Origin of the sequence: Rhizobium sp. BG4 (genome assembly GCF_016864575.1) — a bacterium.
GTDB lineage: Bacteria > Pseudomonadota > Alphaproteobacteria > Rhizobiales > Rhizobiaceae > Rhizobium.
In genome coordinates this window covers 953,698-967,774 of sequence record NZ_CP044126.1, presented here as the reverse complement: position 1 = coordinate 967,774, position 14,077 = coordinate 953,698, and the positions used below count along the sequence as shown (strand labels likewise).

The following is a 14,077-nucleotide window of genomic DNA, read 5'->3' as shown; positions in this document are numbered from 1 at the left end:
CCTCAACCTTTTCAATGCGGTAGCTTTCCGTCGAAGAGATCCATGACGGTGCGGGTCATTATTCCATCTCGCGTCTTGAAACCTTCCAGCACTTCGAAGTGGTTTGCATTCGGCAGGACGAAGCTGCTGGAGCGATTGCCGCTGGCCTGCCAGGCCTCCTCGAAACGCCGGGACTGCCCGGCAAAAGCGTCCGGATCCGCATCGCCCCAGGTCAGCGCAAGCGGTGCGGCGAGCTTGCGGACATTCAACAGCGGGCTGTCGTTCTGGATCGTTGTCGGCGTCAGCCTCAACGACGGCTGCAGGAAGCTGCCGGCAAGCGGTGTCAGGTCGAACAGGCCGCTGATCGCAAAACCGGCCTTCACCGTGTCGTCAGGCAGGCCGTAGCGCGACCAGTCGGTCAGCAGCGTGGTGGCCGTCAGGTGGCCGCCGGCGGAATGCCCGCCGACAACGATCCTGTCGGGATCGCCGCCGAAAGATTCGGCATTCCTGTAGGTCCAGGCGACGGCGGCCCTGACCTGGCGGACGATCTCGCCGATTTCGACGGTGGGGCAGAGATCGTAGGTGACGTTGACGACACAGGCACCCGCCGCGACCGGTCCCGGCGCCACCATGGAGAATACCCGTGAGGTTAGCGATTTCCAGTAGCCGCCGTGAACGAAGACGAAGATCGGCGCCTTCTTCGGAGAAGGCGAGGGACGGTAGAGATCGAGATGCTCCATCAGCGTCGGGCCGTAGGCGATACCGAGCTGCTTGTCGTCGATGGCCGCCTCCGCGGCCGCGCTATCTTCCATGAAGCGGCGAGCATAGATCATGAAGTCGGGAACGGAGGCCTCGACGTCATAGGCCGCATCCAGCGCGGCCTGGGTCTCGTAGCCTGAAAACAGCTGTGTCATTGCGCTTCTCCTGAGGTGGATGGTTGCTGTAGCGATCGGGTGAGGGCGGGGCGGTGCCCGCCACGCCGCTCGAGAAGGCCGGCGAGCCCCTGCGGCAGAAACAGCATCAGGGCGATCGATATCAGCCCGAGCACCAGTTGGCCCTGGCCGGACATCTGGCCGAGGATGCGATCGACGATGACGAAGAGGACAGCGCCGATCAGCGGGCCGGAGACGGTTCCCATGCCGCCGGCCACGGCGACGAAGACGACGTAGGACGCCCAGGAGATCGAGAAGCCGGATGCCGGCGTGATGATCATCGCGTCCATGAAATAGAGCCCGGCCGCGAGCCCGGTCACGAAGGCGCTGACGAGGAAGATCGCGGTCTTGATGCGCATCACGTCGATGCCGCTGCTTTCGGCCGCCTCCTCATCGTCGCGCACCGCCATCAGCGCCAGTCCGTAGGTCGAGCGCATCGAGAGGAAGATGCCGAGCGTGACGGCGGCGGCGAGGCCGAGCGCCAGATAATAGAGCGTCAGCACATCGACACCGGCATTGATCTGCATGCCGCCGCCCGCGCCTGCAAGCGGCCAGCCGTTGAAGATCGTCGCGACGGATTCGGCGATCAGCCAGGTGGCGATGGCGAAATGCGCGCCGCGAAGCCGCAGGAGCGGCAGGGCGCCGAGAAACAGGAAGAGCAGCAGTGAGGCGCGGCGGGTGAAGGCGTCGCCGAAGAGATCGAGCTCAGGCCGCAGCGTTACGGCGATCTCATATCCAACGGCAAGACAGAGGGCGGCGCCGAGCGCCCAGGATCGCCTCACCGGCCGTTTGAAGCCCATCGGCACGACGAGCAGCATGGCAAAAGCCAGCGGCACGAGGCCGGCAAAGATCCAGACCGCCGCTATGGGCGCGGCAGCGTAGTAGATCAGGATGGCTTCGGAAAAGCCGGCAAGGCCGATGAATACCTGCTGGCCGAAGGAGAGCATGCCGCCGAACCCGGCCATCAGGTTCCAGGCGTGGCCGAGCGTCGCGAAGATGAAGACCGACATCAGCAGGTGGACGACATAGCTGTCGGCGCCGGTTGCTATGGGAACGAGCATCAAGGCGGCGAGCAAAGCGAATACTGCGATCAGCCGCGGCGCCGGTCTGGCAAGGCTGGCGGTTGCCGGAGGCGAGCCGATGGCGGGGGAACTGGAGATGTCCATGGGTGCCGGTCCTATCGCTTGAAGAGCCCTTGGGGGCGTGCTGCGAGTACGAGAAGAATGAGCAGGTAGCCGGCGAGCTGCTGCGCCGCCGGCCCGAAATAGGTGCCGGCCAGAACCTGGGTGATGCCAAGCGCGATGCCGCCGAGGAAGCAGCCGCCGAGCGATCCGAGCCCGCCGATGACGACGACGCCGAAGGCGGTCAGCAGGTAGGGAGGGCCATCGAACGGCTGGAAGGAGCGCGACATGCCGATCATGAACCCCGCGAAGGCGGCAAACATCAGCGACAGCCCGGCCGCAACGCCATAGACATGGGCCGTCCGCATCCCCATCAGCGCGGCAATCTCGGCATCATCAGATGTCGCCCGGATCGCCCGGCCGATATGGGTGCGCTGGATGAACAACGCGAGCGCGCCGATCAGCAGGGCGGCAAGCACGAGAAAGCCGAAGCGCAGCGTCGAGATGCTGAGATCGTCGCTGAGCGCGATCGCCGAGAAGGAATAGCTGTTGCGGATCGTCTGGGCATTGGTGCTGAACACCACCTGCATCGCTTGCGACAGCACGGTCGATATGCCGAAGGTGATCAGCAGCGGCAGCATCATGCCCATGATCGGCGAGAGGCCGCGCCGCTCGACGGCGAATGTCGAGACGCGGTTCAGCAGTCCGCGCTGCAGGGCATAGCCGATGAGAAACATCACCGGCACCAGCGGCAGCAGCGCCCAGAAAGGCGAGACCGGATAGAGCCCGAGAATGACGACGGCGAGATAGGCCGCCAGGATCAGCCAGTCGCCATGCGACAGGTTGACGAGCTTCATGACCCCGAAGCTGAGCGCAAGGCCGACGCTGATCAGCGCGTAATAGCCGCCAAGCGTCGCTCCCGTCATCAGGCCGTTGGCGAGGTCGATCCAGGCCCAGTAGAAATCCTCCATTGTCATGATCACGGGGCTCCCTGGGCAAATTTGCGGATCGAGGGATGGGAATGGCGGCCGCCGCCGAAATAGGCGGCGGTGATCGCCTCGCGGGTGAGCGCAGCGGTCTCGCCGGACAGGACGATGCGGCCCTCCAGCATGACGGCGGCGCGCCCGGCAAAGGTCATCGCCCGCTGCAGATCCTGTTCCACGAGGATGATGCTCAACCGGTCGCGCAGCCGCTGCAGATTGCCGTAGAGGTCCTCGACGGTGGCAGGCGAAAGCCCGAGCGAGACTTCATCGAGCAGCAGCAGGCGCGGCGAGGTCATCAGCGCCCGGCCGATCGCCACCATCTGCTGCTCGCCGCCGGACATTTGCGTCACGATCTGGCGGCGCCGTTCGGCAAGCTTTGGGAAGAGATCGTAGATTTCGTCGAGTTTCTGCCGCGCACTACGCCGCCAGACCGGCAGGTAGGCGCCGCAGAGCAAATTGTCCTCCACGCTCATGCGCGAAAACAGCCGCCGTCCCTCCGGGACGAGGGCAATGCCCATCTCGACGATCCGCTCGGGCGGCAGGAGTTCGATAGCCTGGCCCTCGAAGCGCATGCGGCCGGTCAGCCGCGTCTTGCCGCCGACGGCCGTCAGCCCGGTGATGGTCCGCAGCAGCGTCGATTTGCCGGCGCCGTTGGCGCCGATCAGCGCCAGGATGTCGCCGCGGCGAAGCTCGAGATCGATATCGAACAGCGCCTGCAGCTCGCCATAGAAGGCGGAGATTTCGTCGAGTGCGAGAATGGTTTCGGTCGCGGACATCGTCAGGCTCCGAGATAGATGCGGCGGGTTTCGGGAAGGGCCATGACCTTGTCGGGATTGCCGTCGGCGACGATCTCGCCGCCAGCCAGAACCATCAGGCGATCGGTGGCGGTCAGCATCGTGCGGATCACATGCTCGATCCAGACGACGGCGATGCCGAGGGAGCGCACGCTTTTCACCATGGAGATGAAGGCGCTCACCTCCTCCTCGGTCAGCCCCGCCGCCACCTCGTCGATCAGCAGCAGGCGCGGCCGCATGGCGAGCGCCCGGGCAAGTTCGTGGCGCTTGCGCACCAGGAGCGGCAGGCTGCCGGCGAGCATGCCGGCATGGGCCGACAGCCCGGTCAGCGCCAGCGTCTCGCCGACCCAATGGTCGGCGGAACGCTGGTCCATCTGTCCGGCAAAGGTTGCCGCCACGCGCAGGTTCTGCTCGACGGTCATTTGCCCGAAAGGCTTCGGCACCTGATAGGTCCGCCCGATGCCGAGCCTGGCACGGCGATGCGGCGGCGCCGTCGTGATGTCCTTGCCGCAGAACCGCACCATGCCGGACGAAGGCTTGATATGGCCGGAGAGCATGCCGAACAGCGTCGTCTTTCCGGCGCCGTTCGGGCCGATCACGCCAAGCACTTCGCCTTCCGAGACATGGAAACTCACGTCCTTCGCCACGGTGAGCGCGCCGAAGGATTTGGTGAGATTGGTGACTTCGAGAATCCTGGTCATGTCGGTTGTCTCCGTCCGGATGTGTCGCAGATCGAAGGCACCCTATTCGTAGAGCTTCATCTCGGCTGTCTTCTGGACCGACGGATAGACGGCGTTGAAGACGTTTTCCTTGATGATCTTTCCCTGCGCCTGGTCGAAGCGCCATTGCGCACCGCCGAGCGGCTGGACCGAGAAGTTCTGCTTGTTGAAGGCGACGGGACCGGCGACGGTATCGACCTTGGTGGTCCGCAGCGCGGCGAGGACCGCTTCCCTGTCCTTGGTGCCGGCGCGCTGGATGGCGCTCAGCAGCACGTCATAGGAGGCATCGTCGTAACCGAGCGGCGGGATATACTGCTTGCCGGTCGCCTTCTCGAAACTGTCGACCAGCGCCTGGCCGCTATAGCCGCCGAAGGACGAGCTGCCAGGATAGGCCGGCGACCAGAAGTTCACCGAGAGCAGCCCGTAGCCGACCTCGCCGAGGGCCGCCATCGGCTCCGGATAGCCGGTGCCCTTGTCGATGATGTACATTTTCGGCTTGAAACCTGCCTGGGCGGCCTGCTGCAGATAGTTCTGCATATCCGGCGGGGCGAGCACACCGGCGACGACCTCGACGTGATTGCGCTTGAACTGGTTGATCAGCGACGAGAAGTCGGGCAGCCCCTGCTGGAAACGGCCGGGATCGACAGGCTTCCAGCCCTCGCCCTTGAAGACCGGATCGAAGATCTTGGCAAAGACGGTGCCGTCGGCATCGTTCGGATAGAGATAGCCGATCTTGCCGTTGAAGCCGCCCGGCAGCGCCTTGATCATGCCGACATGGTTCTTCACCAGATCGGGCACCGAGAAGAAGAATTCGAAGGCGTATTTGTATTCCTTCGGCTTGCCGTCGGGGCCGAGAAGCCAGGCTTCGACCGGGGTGTTGGTGACGATGCAGGGGATCTTGTTGCGCTCGCAGAGATCGGAGGGCGCATTGGTCGTATCGGGCGTGCCCTGCGCCATCAGGAAGTCCACCTTGTCCTGCAGGATGGCCTGGGTGGCGGCTTCGGCCGAACCGGCGACGGTGCTCTTGCTGTCATAGATCTTGTAGCTGATCTTGCAGAGATCGTTGCCGACCTTCAGTCCACCGGCGTCGTTGATCGGCTTCAGCTTGTTGTCGTCGACCCACGGCGTATCCTTGCCGACATCGGCGAGCGGGCCGGTCATCGGAACGATGCGGCCGATGCTGATGCTACAGTCCGCCGCCAGCGCCTGCCCGGCGGGCAAAGCGGTAAGCAGAAATGCGCCTGCGAGAATTCTCTTCATGCTGATAAGGCTTGCCGTCATATCGTTCCCCTTTATTGGCAGCAAAGAACCTGTCTCCCGGAGGGCATCTCCGGGCGATTGGGCATGCGTGACCGATCGTTTTGTGGCCGAGCGAGACCCTTCGCCGCCGCGATGCGCGGGGCGTCGAACTCACATTCCGCGGCCTGAACGGGCGGGCTGACTGTCTGGTATTGATCTGCAGCGAAGTCTATTATTTTTCATAATTACGTCAATATGAAAAAAATAAGACATTGACGATTCTTCGGCGTTTTCCTGCCGGGCCGCAGATACGGCAATGCCGCGCGTTTCCTATTGAAAATCAACAGGAAATCAGCGCGGCAGGAAGCCACGGCAGAGCATGTCTCAGCCCGCAGACCGGGCGCTATCGGCCGCCCTTCTAGAGCGATGCCGCCTGCGCGAGCAACGCTTCCGACGACCGCGCCAGCAGCCCGGCATCGACGCCGACGGCGAGAAAATCGACGCCGGCTTCCGCCGCCATCTTCATCAGCACCGGATCGCCGCTCAGAAGCCCGGCTGGCTTGCCCGCCGCCTTGATCTTGCTGATCGCATCGATGACCGTCTTGCGCAGGCCGGGATTGCTAAGATCGGCGCCGAAACCGATGCTGGCGGCGAGATCGGCGGGACCGACGAAGAGCGCATCGACACCCGGAACCGCCGCGATGGCCTTCAGGTTGCCGAGCGCTTCCGCCGTCTCGATCTGCACGATGACGCAGAGATCCTCGGCGGCCTTGTCGAAATAGCCCTTCTCGCGGCCGAAACGGGTCGCCCGGGTCAGACCGGAGACGCCGCGTATGCCGCATGGCGGATAGCGGGTCGCGCGCACGGCGGCTTCCGCCTCCGCCGCGTTCTGGACATAGGGGATCAGCAGCGTCTGGGCGCCGATATCGAGCAGCCGCTTGATCAGCACGGCATCGTTGGAGGCGGGCCGGACGATCGCGGAGACGCCGGGATAGCCGGCGATCACCTGGAGCTGCGGCAGTACGGTCAGCGCATCGCCGGGCGAATGTTCGGTATCGAGCAGCAGCCAGTCGTAGCCTGCCCCTGCCACCACTTCGGTGGTGAAGGCAGAGGACAGGGTGCACCAGAGGCCATGCTGGCGGCGGCCCTCCGAGAGGGCCTGTTTGAACAGATTGCGGGGCATGGCGTCACCTATGCGAAGGAGATGCCGATGGCGCCGAGCGGGCCGTAATCGGCCTGGATGACGTCTCCGGAGACGATATCGACGGGGCGGGTGAAGGAGCCGCCGAGGATGAACTGGCCCTTGCGCAGGACCTCGCCCTGGTCTGCAAGCTTGTTGGCGAGCCAGGCGACGCCGGCGGCCGGGTGTCCCATGATGGCGGCCGATACGCCCGATTCCTCGATGATACCGTTCTTCGACAATGTCGCGGCGACCCAGCGGATATCGACATCGAACGGCCGCACCGGCCGCCCGCCGACGACCACGCCGCCCGATGCCGCGTTATCGGCGATCGTATCGGTGATCGCGCGCGGCACTTCCGTGCGGTAGTCGATGATCTCGAGCGCGGGAACGACGACTTCGGTGGCGCGCATCACGTCGTAGATGTTGCAGCCCGGTCCGCTCAGATCGTCCTTCAGGACGAAGGCGAGCTCAACCTCGAGCCGCGGCCTGATGAAGCGTCCGGCAGGGATTGTCTGGCCGTCGCGGAACATCATGTGATCGAGCAGGGCGCCGTAGTCCGGTTCGGTCATCTTCGAGGCCATCTGCATGGCGCGCGATGTCAGACCGATCTTGTGGCCGACAATGCGACGGCCTTCGGCAAGATGGTGTTTCACCCAGCGGCGCTGGATCTCATAGCTTTCGGCGAGCACGAGTTCGGGATGGCTCTTCGAGAGCTGCGGAATGACGGCGCGGCTCATTTCCGCATCGAAAAGCGAGCGGGCTGCGGCGTCCAGTTGGGCTTCGGTCAGTGGCATTTCGGATGTCCTTGAAACGGGATGACGAAAGCGGCCGAGATGCGGCCGCTCTCCTGACATGCTCGGGTGCCTCAGACGGCGGCGGTCATAAGCTGCGACACAAGAAATGCGGTGACGGCGACGAAGGCGACCATCGTGGTGAAGATGGTGATGTTGACGTCGAGCGCGAGGCCGAGCGGCCCGCCGACCGGCGGGTAGCCGTTCTCGTCGTAGTTCTCGCCCGCGTAGAACCGCTTGCCGAGCACGGCGGCGAAGAAGCCGCCATAGACAGCCACGGCAGCCACCAGCGGCAGGATCAGCTGCGGCCGTTCCGGCAGGATCGGGAACCAGATGATGGCGAGCATGGCGATGGCGAGAATGATGTAGCTCACCACCTGCCAGACACAGTGGAAGCGCGCATGGCCGGTCCAGCGCGGGTTGGTCGCGTGCGTCTTGTTGAGATCGGCCAGAGCCGGAATGAGGCTGTAACCGAGGGTCACGATGGTCAAAAGAATCTTCACGGCAAGCAGCATGGTTTCCTCCTCCAGAAAGGCTGCGGCATCCAAGACTGTATCGATATGCGGTACAGCTGTATCGAAATTGTAGATACGCGAGCGGGAAATTGTCAACGGCAAAACGCCGCGTAGCCCTGCGGGCACGCGGCGTCGCGAGTTAACATCCTAATTTCGCTTGGATTTATCGATTCCCGGAGACCGGTCGGTCAGTGGCCGGTTACGGTCTCGATCGAGGCCCGGCACTTTGCCAGCGCCTCGCGCACCAGTCCGGCGCGCTCGTCATACCGCTGCCGCGGCATCAGGACGCCAAGCGCGTAACTGGCATTTCCGACGCCGCGAACCGGAAGCGATAGCGCACAGACGCCCGCCGCATATTCCTCCTCGTCGGCCGCAATGCCGCCGGCGCGGATCTTGGCGATTTCGGCGAGCAGCGTGGGGCCGTCGGTGATTGTCTGCGGCGTGATCTTCGGCAATCCGCCGGCGATGATTTCGGCGACATCGGCATCGGACATCTGTGACAGATGCGCCTTGCCGTTCGAGGTACAGTAGAGAGGAAGGGCCGAGCCGACCTGCGAGACGACGCGCAGCACCCGCCCGGCGCCCTGGACCTGGTCGATCACCACGGCGGCGTTGCCCTGCAGCACGGTCAGGTCGACGCTTTCCTCGACATCCTGATGCAGCTGCTCGATCGCCGTGCGGAAGAATTGCCTGATATCGCGGTAGGCGAGCGTCGCGATCCGCGGGATTTCCGAGCCGATCCTGACGCCGACCTTATCCACCTCGGTCGCCACCAGCCGCTCGACCTCCATCGCCCCCACCAGCCGCTGCACGGTTGCCCGGGCAAGCCCGGTCTGCTTGGCGATCTGCCCGAGGCTGAGCCCCGAAGGCTCCTCGGCGAGCGCCCGCAGGATCGATGCGGCACGGGCGATCAGGCGGATTTCGTTGCGTTGGCCCTTGGCCTTGGTCGGGGAAGAGTCTGGCGGCGTCATCGATGCTTCTTCTGGGTTGGTTCCCTTTTCGTAGCCGCTGACCGCCGTCAGTCAATAGCAGAATGGTTCGGCGTCACCACGCGGTTCAACCACTCGATGGCTGCTGCGATGCCGCCGAACGGGTACAGATGGAAGAACACGTTGCCGAGCGCCCGCCTCTCAAGACCTTCAAGCAGGCGCGCTGCAAAGCGGTCGGCCGTGACAACCGCATCGGGATCGCCGAGCGGCTCAGGAGAGCGCGCGACGCCGAATTGCCGGGCGAAGCGGATCAGCGTTGCCGCCCGCGACGGGCCGGGAATGCCGATGCGGACGGGCACATGGATGCCCGCATTCCGCAGCCTGGCGATCCAGCCGATAATGGCATCCGCATCGAAACCATATTGCGTGGTGATCTCGGTCTCGCAGCCGCTGTCGCGAAGGAAGGCGAGCTTGGCGAGCAGCGCCTGCCACAGCGCCGCATCGCTGATCTTCGGATGTCCCTCGGGATAGCCGACGATCCCTGCGCGGGCGATGCCGTGGCGCTGTAGAACGCCGCTTTCGAGGAGTGTCATCGCATCGGAATAAGGCCCGGCCGCCGTGGCCGGATCGCCGCCGACGAAGAGGAAGCGCTGCGGAGAAGCGGCGGCTTTCAGCCCACCGATCAGTGTCTCCACGTCGTCTTCCGATGTCAGGCGGCGGGCGGAGATGATCGGCACCGGCTCGAACCCGGAGCGGCGCAGGATGCGCGCGGCCTCGATGCGCTGGGCATGCGTCTCGTTGCCGAGGAAGGCGATATTGACCGGCGTGCCCGGCGCGATTACCGGCCGGGCGGTTTCGATCTCGCCGATACCCTTGCCGGTGATCTCGAGCGCGTAGTCCGGCCACAAGCCGCGTCGTTCAGACATTCTCTTCCCCTAGCAATACCAGCCGTTTTGCGGCGCATCGGGATTGCCATACATGGGGATAAAAATGTATGTCAATGCGGCATACATGGAGGGTATCTTATGTGGCAGCCGCGGCTGAATGAAACCGCCCGCATGAAATATCTCGGCATCGTCGAGGCGCTCGAGGCGGATATCCGCGCGGGCCGGGTGACGCCGGGTGAACGGCTGCCGCCGCAGCGCACGATCGCCGAGGCGCTGAACGTCGATCTGACCACCGTGACACGCGCCTTCAACGAGGCGCGGCGGCGCGGACTGGTCGAGGCTCAGGCCGGCCGCGGCAGTTTCATCAGCGAGCGGCTGGAGGAAAACGGCCCGCTGGAACGCCGGGCGCCGCTCATCGATCTCAGCATGAACATCCCGCCGCAGCCGCAATCGGCCAATCTGAAGAAGGCCCTGCCGCAGGGGATCGCCGAGGTTCTGGCTGGATCGCGCGGCCTGCTCAGCTTGCATTATCAGGAGAGTAACGGCGCCGAGATCGACCGGAAGGCTGCCGCCACATGGCTCGGCCAGCGTATTGCAGGCATTTCCGCTGAGAGAATCGTCATTGCCGGCGGGGCGCAGAGCGCGCTGTTTGCCGTCTGCGATCTGTTGCTGCGCGGCGGTGATGCCATCGCCGCGGGCGAGGTCACCTATCCCGGCCTCAAGGCGGTGGCGATGCAGAAGGGTGTCCGGCTCGAGCCGCTGGCGATGGATGCCGAGGGTATCATCCCCGACGCCTTCGAGCGGCTTTGCAGCCGTGCGCCACCGAAGGCGCTCTACGTCATTCCGTCGATCGACAACCCGAGCACGGCAACGTTGCCGCAGGCGCGGCGCCAAGCGCTTGTTTCGCTTGCCCGTCACTACGGCGTGGCGATCATCGAGGACGATCCCTACAGCTCGTTGCAGCCGGAGCGGATCGTCTCGTTTGCAGAGATGGCGCCCGATATCACCTGGCATATCGCGACGCTGTCGAAATGCGCCACGCCGGCGCTCCGCGTTGCCTATGTCGTGGCGCCCAATGCCGGGCAGGGGCTGCGGCTTGCCGGCGTGCTGCGCGCGACGATCCTGATGGCGCCGCCGCTGATGTCGGCGCTTGCCAGCCGCTGGATCACCGACGGCACGCTCAATGAGCTGACGGCGGCCATTCGCGCCGAGAATGCCGTCCGCCAGAAACTTGCCGCTGCCATTCTCGGCGGCATTCCCTTTGCCGCCGATCCGCACGGCCACCATCTGTGGCTGACGCTTCCTGATCATTGGCGGGCGGCGGATTTCGCCGAACATGCAGATCGTGCCGGCGTTTCGATCGTACCGGCATCGGCCTTTGCAACGGCAGGCGCGACGACCGAAGCGGTCCGCATTTCGCTCGGCGTCGCGCCCGACCGCGGCGCCCTGGAGGATGCGTTGACGCTTCTCTCCGGTCTGATCGCACAGCCTTCGCTGGCGTCACGCGCCGTGGTCTGACGACCGGTTGTTCATCAGCCGCTGCAGCAGCGGCTTGGCCTGCACGCTCTGGTCCTGGGCGGCATTGCCGTTCCTCCACCGGGCCGGCGGGTGTTCCGCCGGTGTGACGATCGAGGTGAATCCGCATTGCCGCAGCAGCGGCAGTTGATCCGGCAGCAGATGGCCGATGGCGCGGACGTCGCCCATGAAGCGGTGCTTGTTGCGCAGCGCATGGGCGATGGTGAAGCCGCGGCCGTCCCGGAATTTTTCGAACAGGACGACCACCACGTCGAGCTCATCGAGCAGCAGTGCGATCAAATCGGCCGATTGCTCCGGCCGCAGCAGGACGCCGGCCGGCCTTGCATCCGGCGGCAGGCGCTCCAGCCCTTGCAGGGCTTCGGCCGGCACAACGGTGTAAGGCGCCGGCATCGCATCGGTCTCGGGTTGCTGCGGATAGAGCCAGCGATCGGGAAGCTCCTCGCCGAGGTGATTAATCAGCGCCATAGACGGCCTCCTTGAACGGCGCCGGGCCGAGACGCCGGTAGGTATCGATGAACCGCTCGCCGTCCCGGCGTTCGGCCAGATAGGCGCCGGTGATCGCTTCGATGGCATCGACCACCTTGTCGGAGGCGACCGACGGACCGATGATGCTGCCGATCGAAGCCTTCTCGTCGGCGGCGCCACCGAGGGTGATCTGGTAGACCTCCTCGCCGCTCTTATCGACGCCGAGCAGGCCGATATTGCCGACGTGGTGATGGCCGCAGGCATTGATGCAGCCGGAAATGTTCAGGTCGAGCGCTCCGATCTGCCGCTGCCGGTCGGGATCGGCAAAGCGCGCCGCGATGCGCTGCGCGACGGGGATCGAGCGGGCGGTTGCGAGGCTGCAGTAATCCATCCCAGGACAGGCGATCATGTCGGTGATCAGGCCGATATTGCCGCTTGCAAGCCCGGCCTCCACCAGCCCGGTCCACAGAGCCTGCAGATCGGCCTGGCGCACATGCGGCAGGACCAGGTTCTGCTCATGGGATATGCGGATCTCGCCGAGCGAGTAGCGGTCGGCAAGGTCTGCGACCACATCCATCTCGTCGGCGCTGATATCGCCCGGAATGCCGCCCTCCGGCTTCAGCGAGATGACGGCGGAGATGTAGCCCGGCTGCTTGTGCGGATGCGTATTGGTCTTCGCCCAAAGGCTGAAGCCGCGATTCGCCTTTTCTGCGGGTATCTCCGGCAATGCCTCGAAAGGCGGCGGGTTGAAGCGGGCGGCGACGGCTTCGACGATCTCCTCGTGGAGAACGTTGTGATCGTCCGGCAGGGCGGCGAATTCGTCCTCGATCATGCGGATGAAGTTTTCCGGCTTCATCTCGCGCAGCAGGATCTTGATGCGAGCCTTGTAGATGTTGTCGCGGCGGCCGAGCGCGTTGTAGACGCGCAGGATCGCCTCGACATAGCGCAGGAGATCGCGCACCGGCAACCAGTCGCGCACCTTGGTGCCAACCACGGGCGTGCGGCCGAGGCCGCCCCCGGCATAGATGGTGAAGCCCGGTTCGCCGGCCTCGTTGCGGCTCGCCAGAATGCCGATGTCATGGACGCGCACGGCGGCACGGTCTTCGGGGCTGCCGGTGATGGCGATCTTGAACTTGCGCGGCAGGTAGGTGAACTCGGGATGGTCGGTCGACCACTGTCTGAGGATCTCGGCGTAGAGGCGGGGGTCGACGACTTCTTCGGCCGCCGCTCCGGCAAAATGGTCGGTCGTGACGTTGCGAACGCAATTGCCGCTGGTCTGGATCGCGTGCAGATCGGCCTCGGCCAGAACGGCAAGAATATCGGCGGCGTCTTCGAGCCGCGGCCAGTTGAACTGGATGTTCTGGCGCGTCGTGAAATGGCCGTAGCCGCGGTCGTAATAGCGGGCGACATAGGCGAGCTGGCGCATCTGTGCGGCGCTGACGACGCCGTAGGGCAGCGCCACGCGCAGCATGTAGCCGTGAAGCTGCAGATAGAGGCCGTTCATCAGCCGCAGCGGCTTGAATTCTTCTTCGCTGAGCTCTCCCGCCAGACGGCGGTTGATCTGTTGGCGGAATTGTTCGGCGCGGTCGCGCAGGAACTGCCGGTCATACTCGTCATAGCGGTAGATACCGGCATAGGGCGACGACGAGGTCGCCGACGGGAGCTCAGGAAAGGGCGGCTGCGGCCACTGCGCCGGCTTGCGGGGTGTCGCGAGGTCTCGCCGCACGCTCGGCCCCGTACCCCGCAGGCGCTCGCGCCGTACTGCCGGCACCCATTCGCCCTCGACGCACTCGGCTTCGATCGTGCGGGTGTCGACGACGATGTTGCCGCGTTCGGAAAGCCGGGCCGTTTCTATCAGTTCGGCAAGGCGCTCGTCTTCGATAATGGTTGCCTTGCCGAGGTCCTCGGTCCAGCGGCCGCGTGTGTCGAACCAGACGGCAACGCCGTCGCTCAGCCGGTTGGCTGTTATCATATGGGCAGGCATGGTCGTCTCCTCTGGGGCAA

14 protein-coding genes are annotated in these 14,077 nt (G+C 64.8%); 1 reads left to right on the top strand and 13 read right to left on the bottom strand.

Annotated features, from left to right (window positions below):
• Positions 1 to 11 precede the first annotated feature (11 nt).
• The 11 genes from F2982_RS24615 to F2982_RS24565 form a co-directional block, all read right to left on the bottom strand.
• Positions 12 to 893 carry an alpha/beta hydrolase gene (locus F2982_RS24615; RefSeq protein WP_203430234.1) on the bottom strand — a complete coding sequence of 294 codons (882 nt, stop codon included), beginning with the start codon at positions 891 to 893 and terminating at the stop codon, positions 12 to 14.
• On the bottom strand, positions 890 to 2,077 hold the full coding sequence (locus F2982_RS24610; protein WP_203430233.1) for a branched-chain amino acid ABC transporter permease: 1,188 nt from the start codon (positions 2,075 to 2,077) through the stop codon (positions 890 to 892). Before F2982_RS24610 ends, F2982_RS24615 begins: the two co-directional genes overlap by 4 nt.
• Positions 2,078 to 2,088: 11 nt before the next feature.
• A complete protein-coding gene (locus F2982_RS24605) occupies positions 2,089 to 3,009 on the bottom strand; it encodes a branched-chain amino acid ABC transporter permease (protein ID WP_130280327.1) in 921 nt (306 codons plus the stop codon).
• Between the two features lie 2 nt (positions 3,010 to 3,011).
• Positions 3,012 to 3,791 (bottom strand): ABC transporter ATP-binding protein, encoded by a 780-nt coding sequence (locus F2982_RS24600; protein ID WP_203430231.1) that lies wholly within the window; start codon positions 3,789 to 3,791, stop codon positions 3,012 to 3,014.
• Between the two features lie 2 nt (positions 3,792 to 3,793).
• Entirely contained in the window at positions 3,794 to 4,510 is a 717-nt protein-coding gene (locus F2982_RS24595) for an ABC transporter ATP-binding protein (protein WP_112714547.1), read from the bottom strand.
• Positions 4,511 to 4,552: 42 nt separating this feature from the next.
• Positions 4,553 to 5,809: an ABC transporter substrate-binding protein gene (locus tag F2982_RS24590; RefSeq protein ID WP_130280323.1), complete on the bottom strand. Its 1,257-nt coding sequence runs from the start codon at positions 5,807 to 5,809 to the stop codon at positions 4,553 to 4,555.
• Between the two features lie 376 nt (positions 5,810 to 6,185).
• Positions 6,186 to 6,950, bottom strand: a complete 765-nt coding sequence (locus tag F2982_RS24585; protein ID WP_203430230.1) for an aldolase/citrate lyase family protein — start codon at positions 6,948 to 6,950, stop codon at positions 6,186 to 6,188.
• An 8-nt stretch (positions 6,951 to 6,958) separates the two neighbouring features.
• Entirely contained in the window at positions 6,959 to 7,744 is a 786-nt protein-coding gene (hpaH, locus tag F2982_RS24580) for a 2-oxo-hept-4-ene-1,7-dioate hydratase (RefSeq protein ID WP_199625589.1), read from the bottom strand.
• A gap of 71 nt (positions 7,745 to 7,815) precedes the next feature.
• Complete coding sequence (locus tag F2982_RS24575) at positions 7,816 to 8,352, bottom strand: hypothetical protein (protein ID WP_246777581.1); 537 nt, start codon at positions 8,350 to 8,352, stop codon at positions 7,816 to 7,818.
• 92 nt (positions 8,353 to 8,444) lie between these two features.
• Entirely contained in the window at positions 8,445 to 9,227 is a 783-nt protein-coding gene (locus tag F2982_RS24570) for an IclR family transcriptional regulator (RefSeq protein ID WP_203430229.1), read from the bottom strand.
• Positions 9,228 to 9,274: 47 nt separating this feature from the next.
• Positions 9,275 to 10,111: a methylenetetrahydrofolate reductase gene (locus F2982_RS24565; protein ID WP_203430228.1), complete on the bottom strand. Its 837-nt coding sequence runs from the start codon at positions 10,109 to 10,111 to the stop codon at positions 9,275 to 9,277.
• A gap of 99 nt (positions 10,112 to 10,210) precedes the next feature.
• Here F2982_RS24565 and F2982_RS24560 point away from each other — a divergent pair, with 99 nt between their 5' ends.
• Complete coding sequence (locus F2982_RS24560; protein ID WP_203430227.1) at positions 10,211 to 11,590, top strand: PLP-dependent aminotransferase family protein; 1,380 nt, start codon at positions 10,211 to 10,213, stop codon at positions 11,588 to 11,590.
• On the opposite strand, the gene F2982_RS24555 is transcribed toward F2982_RS24560, so the two are convergent.
• Entirely contained in the window at positions 11,573 to 12,073 is a 501-nt protein-coding gene (locus F2982_RS24555; RefSeq protein ID WP_203430226.1) for a DUF934 domain-containing protein, read from the bottom strand. The genes F2982_RS24560 and F2982_RS24555 overlap by 18 nt on opposite strands.
• A complete protein-coding gene (locus F2982_RS24550; protein WP_203430225.1) occupies positions 12,060 to 14,057 on the bottom strand; it encodes a DUF2849 domain-containing protein in 1,998 nt (665 codons plus the stop codon). Before F2982_RS24550 ends, F2982_RS24555 begins: the two co-directional genes overlap by 14 nt.
• Positions 14,058 to 14,077: the final 20 nt, after the last annotated feature.

Excerpts from the sequence above, each read along its gene's own strand:
- F2982_RS24615 (WP_203430234.1), bottom strand. The coding sequence starts at position 893 with ATGACACAGCTGTTTTCAGGCTACGAGACCCAGGCCGCGCTGGATGCG.
- F2982_RS24610 (WP_203430233.1), bottom strand. The coding sequence starts at position 2,077 with ATGGACATCTCCAGTTCCCCCGCCATCGGCTCGCCTCCGGCAACCGCC.
- F2982_RS24605 (WP_130280327.1), bottom strand. The coding sequence starts at position 3,009 with ATGACAATGGAGGATTTCTACTGGGCCTGGATCGACCTCGCCAACGGC.
- F2982_RS24600 (WP_203430231.1), bottom strand. The coding sequence starts at position 3,791 with ATGTCCGCGACCGAAACCATTCTCGCACTCGACGAAATCTCCGCCTTC.
- F2982_RS24595 (WP_112714547.1), bottom strand. The coding sequence starts at position 4,510 with ATGACCAGGATTCTCGAAGTCACCAATCTCACCAAATCCTTCGGCGCG.
- F2982_RS24590 (WP_130280323.1), bottom strand. The coding sequence starts at position 5,809 with ATGACGGCAAGCCTTATCAGCATGAAGAGAATTCTCGCAGGCGCATTT.
- F2982_RS24585 (WP_203430230.1), bottom strand. The coding sequence starts at position 6,950 with ATGCCCCGCAATCTGTTCAAACAGGCCCTCTCGGAGGGCCGCCGCCAG.
- hpaH (WP_199625589.1), bottom strand. The coding sequence starts at position 7,744 with ATGCCACTGACCGAAGCCCAACTGGACGCCGCAGCCCGCTCGCTTTTC.
- F2982_RS24570 (WP_203430229.1), bottom strand. The coding sequence starts at position 9,227 with ATGACGCCGCCAGACTCTTCCCCGACCAAGGCCAAGGGCCAACGCAAC.
- F2982_RS24565 (WP_203430228.1), bottom strand. The coding sequence starts at position 10,111 with ATGTCTGAACGACGCGGCTTGTGGCCGGACTACGCGCTCGAGATCACC.
- F2982_RS24560 (WP_203430227.1), top strand. The coding sequence starts at position 10,211 with ATGTGGCAGCCGCGGCTGAATGAAACCGCCCGCATGAAATATCTCGGC.
- F2982_RS24555 (WP_203430226.1), bottom strand. The coding sequence starts at position 12,073 with ATGGCGCTGATTAATCACCTCGGCGAGGAGCTTCCCGATCGCTGGCTC.
- F2982_RS24550 (WP_203430225.1), bottom strand. The coding sequence starts at position 14,057 with ATGCCTGCCCATATGATAACAGCCAACCGGCTGAGCGACGGCGTTGCC.